The 25,813-nt window shown below is 53.3% G+C and carries 19 protein-coding genes; 6 read left to right on the top strand and 13 right to left on the bottom strand.

The features are described from left to right. Positions 1–400: 400 nt before the first annotated feature. The 5 genes from KTH_RS26980 to rnc all read right to left on the bottom strand — a co-directional run bounded on the left by KTH_RS26980 (position 401) and on the right by rnc (position 5,802). Positions 401–1,813 carry a DEAD/DEAH box helicase gene (locus KTH_RS26980; RefSeq protein ID WP_497622001.1) on the bottom strand — a complete coding sequence of 471 codons (1,413 nt, stop codon included), beginning with the start codon at positions 1,811–1,813 and terminating at the stop codon, positions 401–403. A gap of 185 nt (positions 1,814–1,998) precedes the next feature. After that, complete coding sequence (gene meaB, locus KTH_RS26975) at positions 1,999–2,952, bottom strand: methylmalonyl Co-A mutase-associated GTPase MeaB (RefSeq protein WP_497621999.1); 954 nt, start codon at positions 2,950–2,952, stop codon at positions 1,999–2,001. An 8-nt stretch (positions 2,953–2,960) separates the two neighbouring features. Next, a complete protein-coding gene (locus KTH_RS26970) occupies positions 2,961–3,380 on the bottom strand; it encodes a cobalamin B12-binding domain-containing protein (protein WP_111324279.1) in 420 nt (139 codons plus the stop codon). Continuing rightward, positions 3,380–5,074 carry an HsdM family class I SAM-dependent methyltransferase gene (locus KTH_RS26965; protein ID WP_497621997.1) on the bottom strand — a complete coding sequence of 565 codons (1,695 nt, stop codon included), beginning with the start codon at positions 5,072–5,074 and terminating at the stop codon, positions 3,380–3,382. The genes KTH_RS26970 and KTH_RS26965 overlap by 1 nt, the downstream gene beginning before the upstream one ends. Positions 5,075–5,091: 17 nt before the next feature. Then, entirely contained in the window at positions 5,092–5,802 is a 711-nt protein-coding gene (gene rnc, locus KTH_RS26960; protein WP_497621995.1) for a ribonuclease III, read from the bottom strand. 303 nt (positions 5,803–6,105) lie between these two features. Between rnc and KTH_RS26955 the strand changes: the two genes are divergently transcribed. From KTH_RS26955 to KTH_RS26945, 3 genes are all read left to right on the top strand, one after another. Next, positions 6,106–7,974 (top strand): copper resistance CopC/CopD family protein, encoded by a 1,869-nt coding sequence (locus KTH_RS26955; RefSeq protein WP_497621993.1) that lies wholly within the window; start codon positions 6,106–6,108, stop codon positions 7,972–7,974. A gap of 33 nt (positions 7,975–8,007) precedes the next feature. Then, positions 8,008–9,099 carry a WD40/YVTN/BNR-like repeat-containing protein gene (locus KTH_RS26950; protein ID WP_497621991.1) on the top strand — a complete coding sequence of 364 codons (1,092 nt, stop codon included), beginning with the start codon at positions 8,008–8,010 and terminating at the stop codon, positions 9,097–9,099. A gap of 84 nt (positions 9,100–9,183) precedes the next feature. Then, on the top strand, positions 9,184–10,407 hold the full coding sequence (locus KTH_RS26945) for a YncE family protein (protein WP_111324284.1): 1,224 nt from the start codon (positions 9,184–9,186) through the stop codon (positions 10,405–10,407). Positions 10,408–10,510: 103 nt separating this feature from the next. Here the strand turns inward: KTH_RS26945 and KTH_RS26940 are convergent, their stop codons facing one another. From KTH_RS26940 to KTH_RS26915, 6 genes are all read right to left on the bottom strand, one after another. Next, positions 10,511–10,813, bottom strand: coding sequence for a hypothetical protein (locus KTH_RS26940; RefSeq protein ID WP_497621989.1), 303 nt, complete (start codon positions 10,811–10,813; stop codon positions 10,511–10,513). A gap of 30 nt (positions 10,814–10,843) precedes the next feature. Further along, on the bottom strand, positions 10,844–11,251 hold the full coding sequence (locus tag KTH_RS26935) for a hypothetical protein (RefSeq protein ID WP_497621988.1): 408 nt from the start codon (positions 11,249–11,251) through the stop codon (positions 10,844–10,846). 233 nt (positions 11,252–11,484) lie between these two features. Next, positions 11,485–14,109, bottom strand: a complete 2,625-nt coding sequence (locus KTH_RS26930) for a protein kinase domain-containing protein (RefSeq protein ID WP_497621986.1) — start codon at positions 14,107–14,109, stop codon at positions 11,485–11,487. Positions 14,110–14,259: 150 nt separating this feature from the next. Further along, positions 14,260–16,686, bottom strand: coding sequence for a protein kinase domain-containing protein (locus KTH_RS26925; RefSeq protein ID WP_497621984.1), 2,427 nt, complete (start codon positions 16,684–16,686; stop codon positions 14,260–14,262). Between the two features lie 373 nt (positions 16,687–17,059). Continuing rightward, positions 17,060–19,636, bottom strand: coding sequence for a DEAD/DEAH box helicase (locus tag KTH_RS26920; protein ID WP_497621982.1), 2,577 nt, complete (start codon positions 19,634–19,636; stop codon positions 17,060–17,062). Positions 19,637–19,783: 147 nt separating this feature from the next. After that, a complete protein-coding gene (locus KTH_RS26915) occupies positions 19,784–20,743 on the bottom strand; it encodes a threonine ammonia-lyase (RefSeq protein WP_497621980.1) in 960 nt (319 codons plus the stop codon). Positions 20,744–20,931: 188 nt separating this feature from the next. On the opposite strand from KTH_RS26915, the gene KTH_RS26910 reads away from it, so the two are divergent. The 3 genes from KTH_RS26910 (at position 20,932) to KTH_RS26900 (ending at position 24,002) form a co-directional block, all read left to right on the top strand. Beyond that, positions 20,932–21,075 carry a hypothetical protein gene (locus tag KTH_RS26910; RefSeq protein ID WP_170142756.1) on the top strand — a complete coding sequence of 48 codons (144 nt, stop codon included), beginning with the start codon at positions 20,932–20,934 and terminating at the stop codon, positions 21,073–21,075. A 407-nt stretch (positions 21,076–21,482) separates the two neighbouring features. Next, a complete protein-coding gene (locus KTH_RS26905) occupies positions 21,483–22,844 on the top strand; it encodes a glycine--tRNA ligase (RefSeq protein WP_497621978.1) in 1,362 nt (453 codons plus the stop codon). 147 nt (positions 22,845–22,991) lie between these two features. Beyond that, positions 22,992–24,002 (top strand): endonuclease/exonuclease/phosphatase family protein, encoded by a 1,011-nt coding sequence (locus tag KTH_RS26900; RefSeq protein ID WP_497621976.1) that lies wholly within the window; start codon positions 22,992–22,994, stop codon positions 24,000–24,002. A 34-nt stretch (positions 24,003–24,036) separates the two neighbouring features. Here KTH_RS26900 and KTH_RS26895 read toward each other — a convergent pair whose 3' ends face one another. Beyond that, on the bottom strand, positions 24,037–24,426 hold the full coding sequence (locus KTH_RS26895; RefSeq protein WP_111324293.1) for a hypothetical protein: 390 nt from the start codon (positions 24,424–24,426) through the stop codon (positions 24,037–24,039). Between the two features lie 141 nt (positions 24,427–24,567). Then, positions 24,568–25,701: a molecular chaperone DnaJ gene (gene dnaJ / locus KTH_RS26890; RefSeq protein ID WP_111324294.1), complete on the bottom strand. Its 1,134-nt coding sequence runs from the start codon at positions 25,699–25,701 to the stop codon at positions 24,568–24,570. Positions 25,702–25,813 lie beyond the last annotated feature (112 nt).

The following is a 25,813-nucleotide window of genomic DNA, read 5'->3' as shown; positions in this document are numbered from 1 at the left end:
ACCGTTGAGGGGGAGAGCTTCACTGCTCTTAACCATTTCTGCTCGCTGTTGCGTCTTCGCAAGCAATCACCCATCGCATAGCGACACATTTTAGTATACCATATTACCTAATTTTCCTCCATCCTTCGCACAATATCATACCTTCACCACTATTTAAACTCTTCCATTAAGAGATTATCAGAAATCTGTTACCCTTCTTTCTTTTTTTATACGGATCAGAAAAATAGTGATACTATAAAAGACGCTTTACAGGAGTGATACGTTCTATCAACAGGGAATGCAAAAACGAAGAGGAACACACAGAAATTTGTCTTTTGGATGAAGTTCTGATTATGTATGGAAATCAGAACTCATAGAAACGCAGGCATTTCCCTGTTTAGCGAAAGTGTGTGAGAACCGTCTAGCGTCTGCGGCGGGCTATCTCTTCCTCGGTCGTATTGGTTGTCACCAGTTCATAGAGCAGCGCGACATCCTCTTTCGGACGCAACACCCGGCCTAAGCGCTGGATATATTCGCGCTTTGTGCTATTGCCGCTGACAATAATCGCGACTCGACAATCAGGCACATCAACACCCTCATTCAAGACGCGGCCCGTCACCAACTTGCTATAGCGGCCGGAGCGAAAGCGCTCAAGAATCAGACGGCGCTCCTCAGCCGGAGTCTTATATGTAATACTGGGGATGCAAAAACGACGACTGACCTCATCCACCACATAGTTATATTCCGAGAAGAGAATCACCTGATCCTGCACATGCTGTTGCAGGATGCGCTCGATCTCGTCATACTTCGCGGGTGCGTTCAGAGCGATATTTCGCGCCTCACGCCAGGCAAGCATGGCTTCACGTGCCTCCTTATCTCGGGCACTCATATAGATGATCTTCTGCTGAAAATCCTCGGGGCTACGAATCACGATCCGCCGTCTTCGCAAAAAGGAGGTATAGATCTTGCGCTGTGCAGCATAACGCTCGGCATCCTCTTCAGAAAGCGCCACATCTACCTTGATTTCACGGAACTGAGCAAGATAGCGCTCTTCCATAAGCTGATCAGGCGAACGACGATAGACCTCCGTCCCAATGAGCTCCACCAGATCGGCATGTGCCATATCACTGCGCTCTGGCGTTGCGCTCAGCCCGAGGCGTAGCGGCGTAAACGCGCTCTCTGCGATCAGGCGGTAGGTTGGGGCAGGCAGATGATGACATTCATCAAAAACCAGCAGACCAAAATGGCGAAGCTCCCGAGGATACAGGGCCGCCGAATCATAAGTCATGATCGTAATCGGCTTGATCTCTTTTTCGCCGCCACCAAAAACGCCGATGTCACCAGCAGGCACATTTAATGCAGCACTCAGCGCGGCTCGCCACTGCTGAAGCAGGTCAATAGTTGGCACAACAGCCAGTGTCCATAGCCCCGTCTCGTGAATCGCCAGCGCTGCCAGAAAGGTTTTACCGGCACCGGTTGGCAACACCACAACGCCCATATTGCCTGTTGCCAGCCAGGCATCAAGCGCCTCCTGCTGATAAGGACGGGGCTTCATCATCAGTTCCGTTTTGAAGGGTAAGGCTGGCATCTCCTCAAAAGCAACCTGAAACGGTATCTGCCGGGCAGCGAACGCCTCCTTGAGGTACCGCAGATAGTAAGGCTTCGTCCGGAGAAACGGCTGTCGTCTGTCGCGCTCAACCTCGGCACGAATCAACGCAGGCAGAGCCTCGCCGAATAAATGATCAAGCAGCGCTTCCTGTGGCAGCGTCTGCAACTCAGGGGGAACCATCAGCGTCAAATCACGTCCCCGCAACTCCAGAGAAATAGCGTTCATGCTTTTTTCCATCCTTCCCGACAAACGACATATGCTTCTTTTCTCTCCAGCCTACACCGATCCGGAAATATGTCGGCTCTCTTTTTTTACCCGGATTCATCCAAAAAGAGAACCGCCGGACGTTCCGGCGGCTCTCCAACACTGAAAGGTTTCAGCCATCCCGATAGTTCTATATCGACGCGCATTCAGGATTGCTGAAGGCCTATTCGCGCTTCCAGTTCGCGCGCGACGCTATAGGGGTCACGCTCGCGCCTGATAATCTTATCGATCAGACTACTCCATTCATCCTCGCTCACGGAAGCCGTGAGTGCGTGAGAGACAGCCTGCAAAATCAACGCCCGAAGCTCGCTCTGCACCTGTCGCTGCTCTCTCGTCTCCATCATGCCGCTTTCGTGCAGGAACGTCCGATGCTCCTGAAGTCGATCGGCTAACTCATCAAGGCCGCTCTCTTTCAGGGCTGACGTTTTCACGATGGGAATACGCCAGCTTGACTTCTTGCGATTTGGATCGAGGCTGAGCAGCATCGCAAGCTCCGCTACCGTTTGTTGAGCGCCGGGTTTATCCATCTTGCTGACTGCAAAGATATCAGCGATCTCAAGAATGCCGGCCTTAATTGCCTGGATGTCATCACCCATTCCGGGAGCGACCACCACCACGACACTCTGTGCCGTGCGCATAACCTCAACTTCCGCCTGACCGGTTCCGACCGTCTCGATAATGATGGGATCATAGCCCGCCGCGTCCATTGCTCGGACCACATCGCGGGTTGAGGCGGAGAGCCCACCCAGGCTCCCCCGGCTCGCCATACTGCGAATAAACACATTTGGGTCGCCAGATAGTTCCAGCATGCGGATACGATCACCCAGAATGGCACCGCCGCTAAAGGGGCTGGTCGGATCAACAGCCACAACAGCAACCTTCTTCTCTCGCTTGCGCAATTCGCGAACAAGGCGCGAAACAAGCGTGCTCTTCCCGGCCCCCGGAGAGCCTGTAATACCGATGATATGCGCCTTCCCGGCATGCTGATGGAGCTGTGCCAGATAACGAGTGGCAACCGGGGCTTCACTTTCAATCAGGGTTACCATGCGCGCCAGTGCGCGTCTATCACCGTTGAGTAAGCGTTCTACGATGTTTTGCAATGTGACACCTATACCTCGGTCGCGAGTCGCTCAGGCTGAACATTTTCTTTCACAAACTGAATAATTGTTTCGGTCGATGTGCCCGGGCCAAAACAGCCCTTGATGCCCATTTCCTTGATCGCAGGAATATCCTCATCCGGCAAAATACCGCCAGCGGCGACCAGCACATCATCAACGCCATTCTCGCGAAGCAATTCCATGACACGCGGGAACAGCGCCATATGAGCGCCGGATAGAATGCTCATCAAAATGGCGTCTACGTCCTCCTGAATGGCAGCCTCAACAATCATTTCAGGAGTTTGCCGTATGCCTGTATAAATGACCTCCATCCCCGCATCACGCAGGGCGCGAGCGATCACTTTTGCTCCTCTGTCATGTCCATCCAGACCTGGTTTCGCTACCAGAACTCGTATTGGGCGTTCTCCCATTAAGAGACTCCTTTGTCTGCTATCAAGTTCTGTACTTGAGGCAGGAATATATAATGTGTTTGTTTGCCATGAAGCGTTGCATCATAGAGCCTGTAAATTGCCTGTTCCAGCTCTTCATACAATGCCTCTTCTTTTAATTCTACTACGGCGCCTATCGCTCCGCAAGCAGTCTGCATTTCTCTGGCTAGCTGTATGATATGGTCCCGCTCTTCTCCAACATTCCAGGGAATTGGCAACGAACGTAACACATGCTGCTCCAGTTGCGGCTGCACCCACTTATACGCGCTATGCATCACATAGATATAGTTTCGCAACAGCCGCGAGTTGAGCAGGGCCAGCAGGTAATACAGAGCATCGAGCCCATCAGGGCTGCTCTCCGGCTGCTTCAATTGCACACAATAGAGCGTCTGAAGAACGACATGACCTTGCAGATCGAGGGTTGCCTGTAAGCTACCTGTACTTTTGACAACCAGTAACTTGGGGGCAAGATAGCGCTCAAGTGGCTTACTGATAGCATGACGGGGAAGCCAGCGGGCAGCCTGAAGCGGCGCGTAGGGACGAACATCAACCCCACCACGCAAAACCGGGTAATATTCGCCCTCTTCAGGACACGCGGCTAGCAAGCGTTCATTGCGCTTGCTCAACTCCTCGCCACGCCGGATCGAAACCAGCTCGCCCAGGAGTACCAGAGGCGCATGAGAGCGCTTGCGAGGAGTACAGGTAATCGAGTGAAGACGTTCTATCATCGTGTTTCGGGAGACATCCAGCAGATAGCGAAACTCAGCCCCTGGCTGACGAACAAGGGTCGCCTGACTGACTGAGCCATGCAGCATCTCGCGTCGAGAAAAAAGGCATTCTGCCAGCTCATCACGCTCCACATCGATCGACGTGTGCTGCTCCTGCAACAACGTCATTGTTTTGTGCCAGGAAGATCGTCGCCAGGCAATCTGATGGTGTGCCGCGGGGGGGCATTTCTGCGCAACCAGCACGACAGCCCCAACAAACGCGCTAAAGACTCCCGCAAGGTGCCAGATATGATGGATCGTTGTCTCTTGTAGCAACTGCTGACGGTGAAGCGCGGCATTGGCTCGAGCGAGCAACGCATCCGGCACTACAAGCCCAATCCAGCCGCCAGGCCGGACAATTCGCAATCCCAGCTCCAGAAAGAGCAAATAACTATCAAGCTGTCCTTTTCGATGGGTCGCACGATAGCCACTGAGATCGGTATTCTTGGCCGCAAGATAGGGAGGGTTCGCCAGAAAGAGATCAACATTCTGTGTGTCCTCCCAGGGAAAGGCTAGCGCATCCGCCTGATGAATATGCCAGCGAAAGGAAGGGCGCACATTGGCTTCCTCTAGCGTTCGCGCAAGCTGCATCTCAGCCAGAAAACAGGAGACAGGATCAACATCAAAGCCCCAGATATTACGGCGGAGCAGTGCCCGGATCCTTCGCTCAGAAAACCCCTGCTTTTGTCCATACAGAAGCAATCGGCGGGCAGCTCCGGCCAAAAAGTTCCCTCCGCCACAGGCTGGATCAAGCACTCGTAACCGTGAGAGATCCTGTTCGGCACTGTAGCCACAGACATCTAATATCTGCTCGACCAGGAAAGGCGGAGTAGAAAAATGTCCCCAACGCTTGCGCTCGGTGGATGACAGGGAGATCTCATACCAGTTCTGGAAGTCTTTTTCTATCATCTATTCTGTGCTACTTATTATCCATTTTTCCTTCTTAATGCCTCCAGCGCTTCCTTTGCAGCCAGCTTTCCAGCCTCTTTAATGCTGGAGGCCCTCCCCATCCCCAGGAGATGCTCTTGTTCATAGACGCCAACCAGAAAGACGCGATCATTGTTGCGTCCACTCTGTTCCAGGACACGATAGCGCGGCAGATTGCCAGTTCGCTGTAAAATGACCTTCTGTAATTTTCCTTTTGGGTTGATATCGGCTTCCTGACTGACCTGTTCCACCACAGGCAGAATAACCCGAGCAATAAAATCACGCGCCACTTCTGGTCCCTGATCAATATGGATCGCGCCCACAATTGCTTCTAACACATCAGCACAGAGCGAGTCTCGTGAGCGCTCATTGAACGTGCGCAGGTTCGCCAGATCGATACGAATAAAGGGAAACAATCCTAGCTTCTGCCCGATACGGGCAAAGACCCGCCGACTGACAACCTCCGACTTGAGCGCGGTCATCTCACCCTCTGTTGCATTGGGGTAGGTGCGATAGATATGTTCAACAACGTGAGCGCCAATAATGGCGTCACCCAGAAATTCCAGCGTATCGTATGAATCATGTACCGCTGTTTCTACACAACAGGAATGATGTGTGATCGCCCGTTGTAAGAGTGTGCGATCATGAAACTGCACCTGTAGCAGTTCTTCCAGCGCGGTGAGATCAGCTACTTTTTCATTATCTCTCATGATACATCATTATATATCAGCATCAGCACGAGGGTCTATCCGCTTTGCCTTCTTTCCTTCTTGCTGTACCGACACAACATCAGGACGCTTCTACGATCCCGGTCCCTCTCCAACGCATATACATGCCCATAAATATACTTCATTATACGACGACACCTCTCCGTTTGTCGTCATACAGAATGCACAAGTGAGACTTTCTTGACCTCGCAGAATGCTGTACAATCCGTTTAAACGAAAGGTAACGTATACCCGGGGAAATGGTTCACACTCCCCTGAATAGTATAGAAGGTTCGCCGAAATAACATGGATAGAATCGCTACACATCCGCGCCTCCTGCTCGGGATCTTTTTGCTGCTCGGTCTGCTAATGATCCCCGGCACAGTCAGTGCACATCCTCTGACAACGCAGCTCCTGCGCGCAGAACCGACATCAGCAGCGCTGCTCTCGGCTGCTCCATCGCAGGTCAGACTCTGGTTCAATACCGCACTACAGCCCGGACAGAGCGTTGTTGCCGTCGTCGATGCCCATCAGAAGCGAGTCGATCGAGGTATATCGCTGGTTTCTCCATCAAACCCTGACGAACTGACAGCCCGGCTACAAACCCCCCTTCCTCCCGGAAACTATTTCGTGGTCTGGCGTGTCTTTTCAGCAACCAATGGGCAGATTCTGAGCGGAACCTACTCGTTCAGCGTGACAGAACCAAACGGTGTTGTCCCCGCATCGACTGCGGCACCACACCTCACCTTTCAGGGCGAGCGCCTGCTGATAAATGGGGCCGCAACCAGTCCGCTTCTGCCGTCTCTGCTTGCCGCTATCATGGTATGTGTTTTGCTGGCAACGCTCTTCTTCTGGTTTGGAGCCCAATGCTGGCATCTCTGGCTTACCTTCGCTTCTGGACAGCCTGACGGCTATGCTGACACTCAGACAAAAGCGCTCAACCGCTTTGAACAGCACTTTTCCTTTCCGACGCTGACCCTTTTCCTGCTTGCATCTGCCGGGACGCTGGTCGCGCAATCCCTGCAAATCCAGGGACAGAACTGGGCACAGGCGCTCTCGCTCACAAACATCACCGCTCTGCTTGGCGGCTCATACGGGCTGCTCTGGCTGGCCCGTATCATCATCGCCGTCCTGGCAATCGTGCACTCCCTGGTGATGACATCGCTGAAAACACCCTCAACCCGCCTGCTGCATATCTCGACCTGGATCAATTTTGTGCTCGGGCTGGCGCTGCTGGCAACTGTCATCCTGACCGGTCCCGCTGCTGCGAACGAGGCAAACATCCGAACCTATGCCTTGATCGCTGAAGGGGCAACCCTGCTCGGGGCGGCACTCTGGATCGGGGGTCTGCTCTATCTGGTTGGCGTCTTCCTGCCCCAACTGCGAGGCGCTACAGAACAGGTCTCCCTGCTTCTGGCAACGCTGCGGCGCTTCGCGCTGTTTGAGCTTTACGGTTTCCTGCTCCTCATCCTGGGCACAGTGTTTCGGCTCCTTCTTGAAGGGGTGGGCCCCTGGTCCTCTCTCTACGGGCTGAGCCAGATAATCGGTGGAGTCTCGCTTCTTGTATTGCTTGCTCTGACGCTTTTCCTGACGCGTATCCTCATACCGCGTGTCACACAGCTCCGTCAGAGTGAGTCAAAAACCGCTCAGGAAACATCGAAACGACAAGAGCCAGAAGAATCTCAATTTACAGGTAAACTGAACTTCTTCTATAGAAAACTGCTTCGGGGCTTGCACTGGCAACCATTACCCGCTATAGTGATACTCGTATGTATGGGGTTCATGTTTGTCTTTGCGGAACCAGTGCAAACGACAGCACAGCAGCAGACGCCACAGACCGTGTCGAACCGGCCATTCTCGGCAACCCTGGAAACGACCGACCGGGTAGTGACCGTCCAGCTTGCAATCGCCCCCAATCGTTCCGGACCAAATACATTTACAGTGCGTCTTACTGATCGATCAGGAAAACCAATCACCAACGCGCAGGTTTCGTTGCGTACTACCATGCCCGATATGGTAATGGTGACCAGCCCGATTGAGTTCCAGCATGTTGCTTCGGGAGAATATAAAGCCGAAGACGTGCTTGCAATGAGCGGGCGCTGGCAATTCCAGGTCTTGATTCGTCTGCCAGATTCATCACTGCATGAAGCACGTGTCGAAGAAGTCGTTCCATAAGGTAATCAGAAGAAGGATGAAAGCCGAATCGCGATGAGAACAAAGACAAGAACAGCAACCGGGAAACAGCTTCCCTTTCCAGCAGCACTCTTACTCTTGTCCCTTGTCTGTCTGTTAAGTGCCTGTAACGGTTACAATGCTCAGTCTTCTGTCCCACCGCAGGAACGCGTGAATGTTTTTGGTACCAACGCCAACCATCCACACTCGCTCCTGGTCTTTCCCGGCAAAGTCATTCTGCTCGCTACCCATTACGGCCTCTTCCGTTCAGAGGATGATGGCGCGACGTGGCGCGTGGTTGCCGCCGGACCAGGACAGATAATGGATGGCTTAATGACCTATTCGATGGTCAGTAGTCCGCTCGATTCACAGCGCATCTATGTGCTCTCACAGCCCACAGATAAAGCCTCGAAAGGCACTCCCGGCCTATATATGAGTACAGACCAGGGGGCCACATGGCACATGAGCATTGCGGCTGAGAGCATTACAGCGAACAATATTTTCCTCGTCGCAGCGGGCAACAGCTCAGCAGACGAGGTCTATATCTACCTCAACAACCTCGGGAATCTTGGCCTGAAGGTCAGTACCGATGGCGGCCAGAGCTTTACACAGACGGCTCCGCTGCCCTTCCCGATGATTACCAGCCTGCTCGCCGTCCCTGGCCTTCCCGGTACCCTACTGGCAGGGGGCCCAAATGGGTTGGCGCGTAGCACCGATGGAGCCGCTCATTGGCAGAAGATTCCGGGTATCAGCGGGAGCATTTACGAATTGACCGCAACAGGGCCGGGAAGCCCGATTTATGCCAGCGGGGATAGTGGTATCTTTGTCTCAAAGGATGGGGGAAAGACCTTCTCCCTTGTATTCAGCAAATATACCCTCAATTCGCTTACCGCCGCCCCGGGTAATCCGCGCATTCTCTACGGGCGAACTGGCACCGCGATCTTTCGCAGCCGCGACGAGGGTCACACCTGGGACAAGCTCCCGGCATTAAAAGGCAACTACTTCAACCTGACAGCCGACCCTGCCAATCCCGAGCAGGTCTATCTTTCCGAATCCTATCCCACCGCTGTTTTTCACTTCGATCATGTGAGCAACAGCTGGAAATCATTAACGCCAAAACCCGAATAAAGGGGAATAGATAGATCCAACATGTCAACACCAGACATGCAAAAGCCAGAACTCAACCGAGGTCGGGGATATAAAGGACTGAACATGCATAGAAAAAGAATACTCAGTATTGTTGCGGTACTCGCGCTCACCGCGCTCCTCCTCCTGCCCGGCTCGCTACCTGCCTTCGCGGATGGTGGCGCGCCTAATCTGGCCTATGTGGCCGGGACAGCCCGAGGAATCAGCGTGATTGATGTAGCGCAACAACGGGTTACAAAAACGATTAATATGCCCGGCAACCCGCATACGATTCTGCTCAGCAAAGATGCCAGCCTTCTCTATGTCACGCAGCCAGAAGTTGACCGCATCTCAGTCATCGGGGCAAAAGAGGGGAAGACGATTTGCACCACTGATATTCCGGGTCAGCCCTCTCACCTCGTCATTGATCCCTCAACCGGTCTGATTTATACAGGCGGCAAGGGTGCTTCTGGTGTGCGTGAAGTCGATCCCAAAACGTGCACGGTACAACGCACATTTGAGACCAATGGTCCTGTGTATGGCATGGCAATTGCTCGCACATCATCATCACTGACCCACTCGGCCAACCAGCTCTGGATCTCCACGGACCGGGAACTTGAGATCTTTGACACGAGCAAAGGGTCACAGCTTGGCCCTGTGCCAATCGCCGGAAACCCGCAGTATATTTCAATTCCACCCGGCTCCACAGCCTATGTGACCACCCGCGCAGGAAGCATTGTAGCGGTCGATATCAGTACGCATAAGGTGGTGCAGGTGATCGCCGGGGGTAAGTATGGCTCGATGGATTACGACGAGACAACCGGGGAAATCTATGTGCCTGAGCAGGAAAAGAACCGTCTGCTGGTGCTGGCTCCGGTCATTCCCGGCTTTGAAATGCCACGCGAGCCAAACCGGGTGATTAACATTGGCGTGCAGCCTCAATCAGTCGCCATTACCAGTGATGGCCTGCTTGGTTTTGTGGCGCTTGAGGGAGGCAATGTGGCGATGCTTGACGTCCCGGGGCGTACGATCACCAATACGATCTTTGTGGGAGGGCAGCCGAATTTTATTATCACCGGGCTTTATCCGCCATTGGTCGGCGCACCGGCACAGCAGGAACCCATCTGGGGAACGCTTGTCAGCATCACATCATATGTACTGATCGCCGCGCTAATTATTGTTCCAGTGCTGCTCTTCCTGCGCCGACGTCGCATGCATTATCGTCTCCCCGATATCGAGTTCACGCCTTCCACAGTTACCAAACATCAGTACACCACGCCATCAGAAACCAACGCATCCGCCGAGGAGTAACAAAAGTGGGATGGCTGTTAACAAGCCATCCCACTTACAGCAAAACAGCTTGCAGGGAAGTACTGCAAGCTGCTCCGCCCTACAGAGACATATCAAAATAAAGCTACTTATTCGGTTCTTCACATTGCAAGGGCGAAGACACAACAACAGGAAATTGCTCGATTTTCACTCTTTTTAAAAGAGGGTCCACCGTAGGCACAAGGAGGCAGGCCTGATAACGAGGCTCTTCCTCCTGTTGAGTAACAACAGGCTTCTGCACTTCGCTACTGACCCGGGTTGCCAGGGCACGCGTTAAAGCCTGCGTCCCTCCTCCGACAATCACGACCAGTAGTACCAGTGCAAGAGCTCGAATCTGCCACGCTGTAACATGTCGCAATCCTTCGCGCAACGTCTTACGATTCCGCATAGCACTAGAAATTCCCTCTATACGTCCAGGTTAATTCATCCACTCCTTTGGGGGCAACTTGACTCCTGCATCCTTCTTCATGTCACGACCATCCTGCACGATTCGTTTCGGCAGCTCGGTCAAATTCACACGATTCCAGAACGCAGCGGGGAACAGACCGATCCCAAAGGCCAGAGCAGCACCGATGTCGATGCGATCCACAGGTAAACCGGGAGGGAGGTGGAACGGAACCGATGTAATAACCCCCACTCGCACCAGCAAAGCCACAACAAAGACGAGAGCTTCTAGAACGCACACGGCATAATAAGAACCGACTTCTGCTTTTCTTCTCTTGCGATAGATAATCGCCAGCAGCACATTTAAACAGAATAAAAATGCACTGATCCAGAGCGCAACCGTCACAACGGTCATCTGTCGCGAGCTAATTGCGGCTATCACAGTTCCATTTTGTAATGATTCAGCATGCAAAAGCAGTTGAAGCAACCGTTACCTCCACCCTCTAAGATACAGAGAACAATGAACAAATCTGTTTTCTAAGTTCTTTACATACAAGAAACCTGCACATCCCCACATTCTCCCCTCTATAATCAAGAACGATCCGCCTGTAGAGTTTGCTACACTCTACAGGCAAACCGTACTTTTGTCATAGGAGCTGGTTTCATCTTCTCGAATCAGCGTTTTCGTACTTCAAGCTTCGAGAATGCAACTTCAGCATCCAGATAGACAAGCATTCCAAAAAGTCCATTCTTCAGACTTTTCTCGGTGAAGTCTCCAATTTTCTTACCGTTGACGTAGAAGGTGTACTTATCCTTCTGTGCAACCACTTTCAGGATGTTTTCCTTCTTATCCTGCTTATTGAATTCTTTGCCTGGATCCCATTCTTTCAACGGCTCCCCCCACGCCGATTCACCATCTCCTCGGGTCGAATCAAAGAGCCAGAGCTGATACTTTGGCGAGTCATCAGTGTTCCGGATATCAAAGAGATAGAATTTCTCGTACTGACTGCCATCTTTGTTCGTCTGCACCCGGAAGATAATGCCATACTCGTTGTATGGGTTATCTCGTGGGCCGCTGATCATTTTGGTTGTCAGCGAGTATTCAAAGGAATCCGGGAGCGTGATACCCGGCAACGCAATCATCGCGGGCTGTTCATTTGACTTCTTCACATGGTAGGCGCCATCTTTGAACGAAGTGGTCACGCCTCCATTAGATCCATCCGGCCAGTCACGATACTTCTGATCCAGCGGATCCACCAGAATAATGTTCGCCACCGAAGTCGCCGTAGCCTGCACCTGAGCAGTGACCGTTGCATTGACCTCATCATTGGTGAGCTCATGGTTTCCCTGATAGCTCTTCGCGCCGCCAAGCACCAGCCAGGTCAGCCCGCCCCCTGCTCCTACCAGCACCGCAAGGATCAGAATGATGAGCACAGCGTTATGCATGCCACGTTTCATCCTGCCCTTGAGCGAGGTATCAAGCGTGTCATCTTCATCGGCTGGAGGATTTTCCAGGGAAGGCAACATCGCGGTCACGTATTTCCCGGGTTGCCCGGCCACCGGTATTTTAACCATTTTCGCCGGTTGCGTCAAACGCAGCATACTGGTTGTACTGCCCGTCTCGGGGTTCGCGATCTCGCCAATCGGAGCCAGCAGGCTGGTTTTGCCCAGTGAACCGGTTGAAGGCGGCAACAGGCCAGTCCCGCCTTGCATGTTCGCGGGTGCATTCATCAGCGTCCCGCTTTGCCCTCGCGCAGCTCCCCCACCACCAGGCGACAGACCCAGAATGCCGCTGGGATTGCTCCCATACTGTTGCTGATCGAAGCCAGGAAAGGTATTCGGCATTCCCGGCACATTCTGAGCACCTTGTGTACTATTCTGCTGATTTGGTTGATTCCACTGAGGCGCTAGCTGGTTCTGCCAGGAATTCCCGGCCTCGGGGGAAGGTTGCATAAGCGGTACTCCCTCTCCGCTATTGGAAGCCGGAGACCATCCAGGTTCGCTGGATCGCTCCTGTCGCATTCCTTGCTGATTATTTGCCAACTGCTGCGTAGGTTCCAGACCCTCAATTCCGGCAGAAGAGAGCAGACTGGTTTTCCCAAAGCGGAAGCCCACGCCTGCCCCGTTTCCATTTCCTTGCCCGTCCTTTGGCGGCAAGAACCCGGGAAGGGTCATACTTGTCTTTGCTACCAGATCGTGCCGGGCCTCCATAGGTCTGGGCGTAGCAGGAACAACAGATTGAGCGGCTGCTGCCGGTGTAGCAGCATTCATCCCGGCAGCCGCAGCATTCTGCTGATCGGCTGCCGAGCCTCCCTGAGAGGGACTATTCTGCTGCCACATCGGATCAAACAGGCCGCGTCGCTTAAATACTCTTGAATCAGATCCGTTTTGCATAAGCGCACCTGCACTTGTTTTTGTCGCTTCTCCTAGCGAGACTCCGGCAGCCGTCAGAGCCTCACGAAAGGCGAGAGCGAGATCATGGACACTGGCATAACGTTCATCGGGTTGCTTTGCCAGAGCTCGCACAATGACCTGTTCAGCACCTTCTGGCAAATCGGGCCGCAATGCGCGGGGAGATGGCGGCTGCGCATTCATATGCTGCATGCCGACCTGCATTGGCGTGTCCCCGCTAAAGGGGGCCGTTCCTGTCACCATGTGGTACAGAATACAGCCAAGCGAATAAATATCAGCACGCGCATCAATCTCTCTGCCACCAACTACCTGCTCTGGTGCCATATAATCGGCGGTATCGGCAGGGGCTCCGATGGCCGTGATTCGCGCCTGTTCTGGCTGTCCTTCAGAGATGACCTTGACCAGACCAAAATCACTGAGCACCAGACGCCCTTCAGGAGTAAGCAAAATATTTGAAGGCTTCATATCGCGATGAATGATCCCGCGAGCATGCGCCACATCGAGAGCTGCTGCCATTTGATCCAGGTAGAGCATTATCTGAGCAAGCGGCAAACGTCCTTCTCGCTCCAATACCTCGCGCAATGATCCGCCACTCAGGTAGGACATGACGAGATAGGCCAATCCATCCTGTTCCCCATATTCGTGCACAGGTATGATATTTGGATGGATCAAAGACGCAGCCGCATCCGTCTCTCGAAGAAAACGCTCGAAGAACGCTACCTGTTGATTGGCAGTTAATGGAGCGTTTGGGAACAACACCTTGACGGCAACACGTCTGCGTGGACGTGACTGCTGCGCCAGAAAGACGGCCCCCAGTCCTCCCCGCCCGATAAGCTGTTGCAGCGTACAGGTACCGAGCACCTTTCCAATCAATGCTTCTGCGTTCATTGACACCTTCCTGATGTTGTTTTCGCTGCCATTCTGCTCATCACACCTGTTTCTCAGGTGGATTGACATGTTCTTTATCCATTCCTCTTTCTGCTCATCACACAGCCAAGAGGAGACTATCCCCCGTCGTCGAAGGGGCCGTCCTGCGATTTATGCACTTCGGGTGATCCGCAGATTTTTAAATGCGACCTCTGCCCCCTTCTGATTGACAAACATCCCGACCGATCCATCCGAAAGCGAGCCATCCTCAGCCCTCATAACCTCTTTTCCGTTAACGCTGAAGACAAACTTCTTGCCATCCATAAAGACTGTCACCCTGTTCTCTTTGTTCAGACCCTGCTGAAACTCCTTGCCAAAATGAACGCTCTTGCCAATCTGCGTCCAATGGTTCTCTTTCGTTCCGGTACTGCTATCATACTTCCAGAATTTATACTCGCCGTCCTTCTTATTCACCACCTCAAAGGTATAGAAAGCGGTATAATCCTTATTACCCTTCTTCCCTTGAGTAAAGCGGAACATCATGCCATAGGTGTTCAAGTCGCTCTTTGTATCTCCCTTGATCTGATTCATCGAGAGGGAATAATACACGGAACCCGTAATGACCGATGTTTCAAGTAAAGCCGCTTTTCCCTTTCCTTGATCGGTGTTGGTGATATGGTACGCACCATCTTTAAAGGCGTAGTTCTCTTTCGGCGTTTCGATCCAGTTATGTCGGTTTGTATCCAGCGGGTCTTCAAACAGAATATTCGCGACAGCCGTTGCCGTGGCATTGGCCTCGGGTGAGTTCACCGCCGTTGTCGGCTGCGGGCTGTTTCCTCCCTGCTGAGGCGCGTTCCGCCACTGAAGGAAGAAGAGACTTCCACCACCAAGCACCGCAATCGCCACAATCGCGGCCAGAATCGTCATCCAGACCGGGGGACGCTTCTTCTGTCCCTCGTCTTTTCCGCCATCGGGAGGAATCACGGGCAGAATCCCCGTCATATAGCGTCCCGGTTGTCCCGGAACAGGCACTTTCACTACTTTTGCGGGGCCGCTCAGTTTCACCATCTGGCCACTATCACCGGGATTCAGCGCCCCGGTATTACCTGTACCAATGGGAAGCATCGCTCCAGTGTTGCCTTTCCCAATCGGGTTCAGTGCCCCTGTATTGCCTTTCCCAATCGGGTTCAGTGCGCCCGTGTTGCCTTTCAGAGGGCCGGTAGCCCCTTTCTGCGTTGCGGTCTGATTTTCCGTTTGCTTCTGCTCTGTTGGTGTATCAAAGATAGGCGCGACATCGAACAGTGCACCTTCAAACGGCTTTTCTTTAGTGGTTGCTTGCTCAGGCTGAATTTCTTCAATATTTGGGGCAGCTGCATTTCCAACCAGCGGGAATTTACCGGTACGCGACAACAGGCCGCCACCACCAGCGGGAGTGGCCGGAACTTTCGCCGTGGGGCTCTTCACGGAGGCGCGTGACAGCAGGCCACCGGGGTTTTTCCCTCCGGCCTTCATGGCTGGCAATGAGCTCAGGGTCAGGGCCGGTCCTTTTGCGAACTGTCCCTTCTCGGTTTCTTTTGACTCTTCAACCAGGGTGGTACTCCGTTTCGTGTCCTTCTTTTCCAGCGTAACGGCAGGCATACGCGTGCTGGTCTTGCCCGACTCGATGACCCCCTTCGGCACAAAGATACGTCCGGTGCTGGTTGTCAGCACCGGAGCCGCAGCCGGACCGAGCTCTATTCCGGCCATTTCCAGCGCATTGCGGAAAGAAGCGGCCAGTTCTTGCGCGGTCGAATAGCGGTCATTCGGTCGTTTCGCCAGTGAGCGCAAAATCACCTGTTCGGCAGCAATGGGAAGATCCGGTCTGAGCATCAGAGGAGAGGGAGGAGGAATCTGCAAATGTTGAGCGGCTATCTGCATAGGAACTTCTCCCTGAAATGGCGTGGTTCCTGTCACCATCTGATACAGGATCACCCCCAGGGAGTAAAGATCGGCACGAGCATCCACATCCTCACCGATAACCTGTTCGGGAGCCATATAGTCAGGAGTGCCAACCGGCACCCCTTCGCCTGTTAGCCGAGCCAGCGGGGTACGCCCATCAACATTAATCTTGACCAGTCCAAAATCACTGAGCAAGAGGCGTTTGTCCCGGGTCATCATAATGTTCGCGGGCTTGATATCGCGATGAATGACGCCATTTTCATGCGCAAAATCGAGCGCTGCCGCCAGCTGTTCCAGATAGTTGACGGTCTTATCAAACGGGAACTGCCCCATCTGTTCCATCTCGTCACGGAGCGTTCCACCGTCAATATACGGCATCACCAGATAAGCGATCCCATCTCGCTCACCATACTCATGTACAGGCACGATATTTGGATGCTCTAGAGACGCAGCCGCATCAGTTTCACGGCGGAAGCGCTCCAGGAACGCGGCTAACTGCTTTGGATTTAAAGGAGTAAGCGGCATGAGTACCTTAACCGCTACCTGACGCCGGGGACGCGATTGTTGTGCGAGGTATACGGCTCCCATTCCTCCCTGTCCCACCAGCTTTTGCAGCGTACAGGTACCCAACACTGTTCCTACCAATGCTTCTGCGTTCATCGTAAAATTCTACCTCATATTATGCAGACGTGGTTACGTGCAGGCTCAATTCCGTCTTTTCGTTTCCCCCTCCCTGCCTCTTCAACGTAGCAGCATCTTTGTACATATTAGTCAACTTGCATAGTTCTGACAACTTCTTCACCTAGTAAGCATGACCAAAGTAATGTTGTAGTGATATTTGTGAACGCATATTGCATACTCGAGACGCTTCAACCTGATATATAGATATTTCTCTCTTTTCTCCTTCATTCTACTCTGAAACAATATTCACCTATTCCGCCAGGCCCGCTCGCGCCTGTCCTCCCTTGAGAAAAGGGAAGCGCCCCCACCAAACGGTGAGAGCGCTCGCGATCCTGTTTGCGTCTGCTACAGCTCAGACCTCTCCAACAAATGCTTCTGGATCACGCAGCCCATACGCGTCACGATCCTCTTCAGCATCCACCGGGACCTCTTCTTCCTCACCGATCTGAGCCACCATTGAGGGTACAGTGCGGCTCTGCACGATAATGCCACGCAACAACGAGGCCGAGGCCTGAGCCAGCAACGGGCGCAGGTGTTCTAACCGCTCACGCATCTGCTGTAACTGAGTGATGCGATTTCTGGCCCGAACCGAGGCTGCACGCTCGTTGATAATGCCATCTGTCATCAGCGGCACCACCGTTTCCCAGGCATCCTTTGAGTCCAGCACATGGCCCATCGCGGCCTGTACCTGCTGAATCAGGTCAATGGTCTGGTTTAACAGCATCAGGAGGTCGCCTTCAGCCAGATCAATTCTTCTCAACAGCCCGTTCAACGACATGCCACGCGCCCACGAAAGCGCCACGCCATGAAACTCCGGCACAACGCCCGGCGTAATGGCAATACCTGCCCGCTCCTCAATGCCCTGCACGTGTTGCAGCACCATCCAAAGATCACGTCGCACCTTCGCCAGCCGCGGGATCACGCCGTGCTTATTATTGAGGCGCTTATCATTGCTGAAGGTAAACCAGCTACAGACCTCCGCCAGTTCATGGGCAGACAGATCATCAAGGAGGCCACGCATCACCAACTCAACAATGATAATGCCCGCGGGATGGAAGATACTCCGCAACAGCCGCCCCTTCAGAGTAAGCTGGTCATTTTGTCCAATGTAGCCCAATGCGCGTAGTGCAAAGATGGTCCCATCCAGCTCGGCGGCTCCCGCACGACTTAATGGGTACTCACCAATCCGCTTGCGGCGCCGTTCCAGTGCTTCCAGCGCCTGCTCTGCCGCAACGCGTTTCTTCTTCTTCCCCGATTGGCGAGCGCGAGCATACTGCCTTTCCAGCCGCTGTAGCTCATTGTACTCCCAGACAACATAGCGCTGATATTCGCGCAGGCTGGATGCACAAATCCGCCGCAAATGCTGAACATCACCGGGCCGCCACAGGTTTAACACCGAGTTGTAGCGAATCACAAACGAGCTGGAAACCGGATGCAGTTCACCGGTAATGCGACGGAATGAGTCTTCAAACGGCTCCCAGGGAGAATAAGGGATCACCGCCGCGCCGCGTATATCCATACCTCGGCGTCCGGCCCGACCAGTCAACTGGCGGTATTCATTCGGCGTTAGCAGGCGCATTTCCTGCCCATCGAACTTGCTCAGGCTGCCCACCACGACCGAACGAGCGGGCATATTCACGCCAAGCGCCAGCGTATCAGTGGCAAAGACGGCACGAAGGTAGCCCTTCGCAAAGAGCGTCTCTACCAGCACCTTTAAGCCCGGCAACAGACCCGCATGGTGAAAGGCCAGACCACGAGGCAATAGACGCGTCAGCGTATGCACCTGCTGAAGCTTCCGATCCTCTTTCGGCAGTTTTTCAAGCCAGACCCCGATCTCTTCGCGGATAAACTCCTCTTCTTCCGGCGTCGTAAAGCTGTGAAGCGCGGCGCTCATCGCACCCTCTTCAACAACCCGCCGCCCGGGCAGGAAGTAGAGACAGGGAAGCAATTCAGCATCACGAAGCGCTGTCAGAACCTCACCCGGCTCTGGCGCCCTGCGTGGGCGCGGAATACGCTTCTTACGTGGGGGAGTCTCTTCCTGTTGCGTTGGGCCCAGCTCATTCGCAATCTCGTTCCGTCCGTGTTTGCCCCGCTTTTTGCCTCGTTTTTGCTCAAACTCTTCTTCGGCCTCCTCGTCATCATCCACCACATACACCCGGCCTCTACCCAGCATACGCGCAAGCTTGGCCTCTCCGCCGACATTTGGAAAAGTTTCAACACGCTTGCCGTCGGCATCCTGAACAAGATGGAGCTTTCCATCCAGGAAGTAATAGTGTTCCAGAGGAACCGCCCGCTGTTCGTGTATGATCAGATCTATTGGACGATGGACACGCGTAATCCAGTTCGCCAGATCCTGTGCATTGCTTACAGTGGCAGACAGACCAACCAGTTGTACATGTTTCGGTGAACAGATGATCGCTTCTTCCCAGACCGGGCCACGCTCAAGGTCACTCAGATAGTGTAATTCATCAAAAACAACAAAGCCAACATCTTGAAGAGAAGCCGGTCCAAAGCGCTCCCCATCGGAGACAACAGTTCCTGTCCCGCCCTCTTCCAACAACATATTTCGATAGACCTCAGTGGTCATAATCACAATCGATGCCCGACTGCGCTCAACAATATCACCCGTTACCAGCCCGACATTCTCAAACCCATACTGCTCTCGTAAATCACGGTACTTCTGATTCGACAACGCTTTGAGTGGAGTTGTGTAGATGACGCGTTGCTGTCTCTGCTGCGCCAACCAAATGGCAAACTCGGCAACCATCGTCTTCCCTGTCCCTGTCGGAGCCGCTACCATTACCGAGTGATCCATTGCAAGGCGTTCCATTGACTCTAGCTGAAAATCATCAAGCGGAAAGGGGAAACGCGCTGCAAACGCCTCGACTATATCCTGAATGCCGTGTCCTGTTTCTACGTATTCGTCCATATCTTCTTTTCTTTAACTCAATTCTGTAACTCTCTTCCGGCACGCCCTTACTGGTAGCACCATTGTAACATTCTCCCTGACTCGCTACAAGCAGGACGATTTACAGCAGACATCTATTCAAGCAACGAAACGGGACTCCTTCAGGTTTCAGGCATCCATTAACGCCATTTTCAGATGTTCCAGCGATGTATTACCCCCTGAACAGACAATGGCGACCCGCTTGCCTTGTAGTTCCTCTCGTCTTTGATATGCTGCTGCCAGTGCCGCTGATCCCGCGCTCTCCGCCAGCGTATGAGCCCGCTCAAGATACCAGACCATTGCCCGCTTGATCTCATCATCGCTCACCAGCATAAAATCATCCAGCAGTTCCCACAGGATCTTCTGAGGCAGCTCAAAGGCGGTGCCCGTTGCCAGCCCCTCAGCAAAGGTGCGGTTCTCCGCGGTAACCAGTTGTCTCTGCTTCCAACTCTGCCAGGCGGCGGGCGCTTGTTCAGCCTGCACCCCGATCACTTTGATCTGTGGGTTGATCGCCTTCGCCACCAGACAACAGCCAGCAGCACCACTACCGCCGCCAACTGGCACAAAGATCACCTCTATCTCCGGCTGCTTTTCCAGTATCTCCAGCGCATAGGTACCCACGCCAGCGATTAACAGCGGCTCATTCCCGGAATGGATGTAGCGATAGCCATGTGTGGCGGCCAGTTCTTCACAGTACAAGCGAGCATCATCAAAATGCTTGCCATGAAACAGCACCGTGGCACCGAGCCCCTTCATGGCCGCAACCTTCCCCGGGTTCGCGCCCTCAGGCACCACAATGCGCGCTTCCACACCGAACAAACGTGCGGCATAGGCGATCGATTGTCCATGATTTCCGGTCGATGCAGAAATAACGCCTCGTTTCTTCTCCTCCGGGCTCAGTTGCGAGATCAGATTGATGCCTCCGCGAACCTTAAACGCACCTACTGGCTGATAGTTCTCATGCTTGATATACACCCGGGTGCCAAGCAGTTCATTCAAGGGAGCGTAGCTATAGAGAGGTGTTGGCGCAAGATAAGGGGCGATAGCGCGACGCGCCTTCAATACATCCTGAAACGTGGGGCTCTTCATTACGGTGGTTCCTTTCCACTGGCAGTACGCCAGAGAGCATACCTGTTGCTTCTTCTTTCTTCTCTAATTACCAGATATCGCGCGGAAAAGCAAGCATACGTCCTCTCGCTCCCAGGATTAGCGTAAAGACGAAATATGGTATGCTATAAGTAATGTTCAAGGGAAAAGTCACGAAAGGATTTTTGATTATGGAGCACGCACAGAAGAAGCGGGTCTTCACCTTCGTCTATGCCGGGCTGGCCCTGTTTACAGCGATCAGCACGATCGTTCCCATCATCTGGGAGAAGAAGGCACGTCGGGAAGAAAAGAGTGTGCAAAAACGTTTATACTAAAAGTATGACTGTTGGTTCAGACACTTGCATTGCTGTTCCGTCTCAGCTATACTAGCTAACCACAAGATCTCTTTTCTATTTCCTTCAATGCAAGAGAGAGCCTCTTGCGAAGTGCATACACAATTGAACATGATGCCCGGCGTTGAAGAAGAGGAGTAGCCTGCACGAGGTTTCAGCGAGCCGATAGATGGTGCGAGATCGGCAATCTACGACAGGTGAACGGCGCTTCGGAGTCGGGTTCCTGATAAAGAGGAGCTTCACTGTTTGTTCTGGTGAAGAAGCAGGGTGGGACCGCGCATGTCGTCGATATCATAGAACTGGCCCCGGGCCTTTTATCGACGTCATTCGTCCCTGGGTGCATTATGCATTGCCCGGGGTCTATTCTTATTGTGGAGGAGAACCACAACATGACACAGACAGAAGAGAAGCTCGAAGCACAAAACACTCCTCAAGTTCCTATTGATAAAATCGTCTCGCTCTGCAAGCGCCGCGGTTTTGTCTACCCCAACTCAGAAATCTACGGTGGAGTCGCAGGTTTTTACGACTTTGGCCCGCTTGGCGTTGAGCTCCGCAACAACATCCGCCGCTACTGGTGGTGGTCAATGGTCCAGCTCCATGACAACGTTGTTGGCATTGAGGGCGCAACAATCACCCATCCGCGCGTGTGGGAAGCCAGCGGCCATGTGGAGAACTTCACCGATACGCTGGTTGACTGTAAAAAATGTAAGCGGCGCTTCCGCGTCGATCATCTGCCCGCGGAGAATCTGGCCTCCAATAGCTGCCCGGTCTGTGGTGGCGAACTGACCGAGCCCCGCAAGTTTAACCTGCTAATGGAAACGTACCTCGGCGTGGTGGAAGGCGATAAAATGAAGACCTACCTGCGCGGTGAGGCCTGCCAGAACATCTATCTGGACTACGATAATGTGCTGAAATCTTCCCGTATGCAGATCCCGTTCGGCATCTGTCAGATCGGTAAGGCGTATCGTAACGAGGTTACACCGGGTAACTTCCTGTTCCGGCAGCGCGAGTTCGAGCAGTGGGATCTACAGTTCTTCGTCCACCCGAGCGAGATGGACAAGTGGTTCGACTACTGGAAAGAGTACCGCTTCAACTGGTATAAAGGCATTGTCAACCACAAGGACCGCCTGCGCTTCCATGAGCATGGCAAGGATGAGTTGGCCCACTATGCCAAGAAGGCGTTCGATATCGAATATCAGACTATTCTGGGCTGGCAAGAATGGGAAGGCATCCACTGGCGGCAGGACTGGGACCTCACCCGCCATAGCGAGTACAGCGGTCAGGATCTGGCATACACCGATCCCAACACCAAAGAGCGCTATGTCCCCTGGATCGTAGAGACCTCGGGTGGTGTTGATCGAACCTTCCTCTTCTTGCTCCTCGATGCCTACGAGGAAGAGACCGACCCGAAGGGTGATACACGCGTTGTGCTACACCTGCATCCGTGGCTGGCCCCGGTCAAATGCGCGGTCTTCCCATTGCAGAAGAACAAGGAAGAGCTGGTCAACAAGTCTAAAGAGATTCATCGCATGCTCCAGCGCTACATGGTCTGTCAGTACGATGATGTCGCCAATATTGGCCGCCGCTATCGCCGTCAGGACGAGATCGGTACCCCATACTGTGTCACCATCGACTTCCAGACGCTGGATGACCAGACTGTGACCGTGCGCAACCGCGACACGATGGAACAGGTCCGTGTTCCTATCTCCGAGCTGACCATGTACCTGCTTGAGCGCGTAACCTGGAAATAGCTCATACCTTCTTGAGAGCCATCTTGTAAAGACAGGTGGCTCTCTTTTTTATTATGAGTACATTGGTGGCTTTCAGCTTATTGATTCGTCTGATATAGTGAAGGTAGAATAACTCAGCCATGTACAGAATACAAGGAAAAAAACGCTATGACACGCATTGTTTCCTATAATATTCTGGCAGGCGGATATAACCTGCGTGAAAGCGGCGCTCGTCGAACCCAACAGCTTGCTCGCATTATCCGTTCTGCCGATCCCGATATCGTCGGCGTGATCGAAGCAACCCACCCACAGATGACCACCTCCCCGATGGTTGTTGAAGAGCTCGCAGAGACCCTGGGAATGCAACTGGTGATTGACGATGAAGCCAGAACCGCCCGCGAGTATCAACCGGCTCTGCTGACCCGCCTCCCGATTCTCTCCACCCGGATTCATAAGCGCCCGGGGTTGTTCAACCGATCCCTTATTGAGGTCTGTGTTGAGGAGCGCAACGGTCAACCGCTCACCATCTTTGTCACCCACCTCTCCGCCCTCTTTTATAAAGGATGGGCCGGGAATGGTATTCGCGAGCGCGAGATGACCGAGATCCTGCGCATTATGGCCCCCTTGCGGCAACAGAACAAGCCCCATCTGTTAATGGGCGACTTCAATTCCCTTTCCCCTTCCGATCCCTTCAAGGCAAGCCACTTACTGCGTTATATTGTCAATATGGATGGGCTGAAAAGCAAGACCCGCGCCGATGACGGACACCCTCATCTGAGCTATGTTGTGCCGCCCAAACTGCGCTTTCTCAAGCCAATTCTGCGTGTTATTCCACAAAGTCAGCTTCTCTGTAATCTCTTTGATCTGGCTGCTTCCTGTTATGCGCCACGTGGCTGTATGCGCCTGATTCTCAATGCAGGCTATGTCGATTGTTATAGGCGCGTGCACCCACACGAGTGGGGCTTTACCTGTCCGGCAGCGGCACCAGCCGGACGCATCGATTATATCTTTGCCTCACCAGATCTCGCCGCACGTGTCGACATATGCGAACCCATCATTGAAGGCGACGGGCTTCGCGGTGAAGATGCCAGCGATCACCTGGCAATGACCGCACGTTTCAGTCTCAGTGTACCAGCAATGCCACGAGTGGAAGAGGCAGACAGCGCCACCATATCTTAGGAGAGGTCGGCTGACCTCTCCGCCTTTCACTGTCTTAGAAGCTCTGGCCCCACCGATTGAAGATCGCATTAATCACAATCAGCGCGACAGTCACGACACCAAGCACGGCAAAAGAGAGCCCGAAGCCCGGAGCCCAGGCAAACGAGATCAGGGTAAACATCGCAATAAAGGCAATAAGGGAAACGGAGACAATTGCCAGAGCCAGTCGCATATTTGCAGAAGGAAGCGACGAAGAAGGCATACCGGACTGAATCTTGCCTATCGACATCCGTTGAGCCATGCGCCGCGTCAGAGAATCAAGGAACTCATCGTCGAAGGTGGCGCCCGGCGGCATATAACTCGGCTCATCGGATGCACGAGGCTGCTCATAATGCTGTGACGTTCCCTGGTAACCTCGCTGCCCCTCAGGATACATTTGTTGCATAGAAACACCCTTTCAAAAGCAATAGATAAGAGAGGATCGATCTTCCTACATAGTTACGAACAAACAAAGGCCACAGTTGCCTGAACAGAGCAAAAAAAAGTAGCTACCAGCCCTGCTGATAGCTACCCACGGTATCTGATCCTACTGGAAAACATCTTTTGTTTTCTCAAAAAGGTTGCGGAAGATGTTCTTATCGTTCTGTTCGCTCTGTTCGCGTTCGAGGCGAGCAAACTCCTCAAGCAAGCGCTTCTGCTCGGGAGTCAGGTTGGTCGGTGTAACCACCTTCACGATCACGTGTTGATCGCCACGTGCACTACTATGGACTACAGGAACTCCCATACCTTTTAAGCGGAAGGACCGTCCACTCTGTGTCCCCGCAGGGATCTTCAACGTGGCAGTCTTGCCATCCACGGTTGGAACCTCAACCTCATCGCCAAGCGCCGCCTGTGCGAAACTGATCGGCAACTCATAGATGATATCATTGCCCTGGCGCTTGAAGAACGGATGAGGTTTCACAGTCAGGACAACATATAGATTACCGGGAACGCCGCCGCGAGCGCTTACCTCGCCAGCACCGGTGACACGGACATTAATTCCATCATCAACACCGGCCGGAATATTCACCACCACACGGTGAATGTTCCGTACACGACCTTGCCCACGGCACTCTTCACAGGGAGTCGTAATGACTCGACCCTCACCCCGGCAGCGTTCGCACATCATCACGTTCACAAACTGACCGAAAACGGATTTCTGCACGCGGCGAATCTCTCCGGTCCCCTGACAGGCCGAACACCGCGAGGTTGAGGTACCGGGTTGTGCGCCGGAGCCGTGACAATTGGAACACGTCTCCCAACGCGGTAACTCAATCTCTTTCTGGCAACCGAAGACCGCCTCTTCAAAAGTGATGGTCAGCTCGTAGCGTAGATCAGCCCCACGCTGCGCACCAGAACGACGGGTTGCACCTGTAGCTCCCGCAAAGAACGTCTCAAACAGGTCATTGATATTAAACCCGCCAAAATCAGCAAAACCTGCGCCTGCGCCGCTGCCAACACCTGAGTGACCATAGCGATCATAGGCAGCACGCTTTTGAGGATCGCTCAAGACTTCGTAGGCCTCGTTGATCTCGATAAAGCGGGCTTCCGCTCCCTGCTCTTTATTTGCGTCAGGGTGATATTGCTTTGCCAGTCGCCGAAATGCTTTCTTGATCTCATCGTCGCTGGCGCTACGCGATACCCCCAATACCTCGTAATAATCTCGTTTATTTGCGGCCATCTACCGGTCCTTTACCGTCAGAAACAGGGCGCGTTCTTTCTCCGCGCTACTGCATTCTTCTTGTCGTCTCTTAAAAATGCGAAAAATGAATACCGGTTTACAAGCTTACACT

Source organism: Thermosporothrix sp. COM3, from assembly GCF_059696735.1.
Note: the sequence above shows the minus strand (reverse complement) of the source record. Positions and strands in the feature narration are given on the sequence as shown.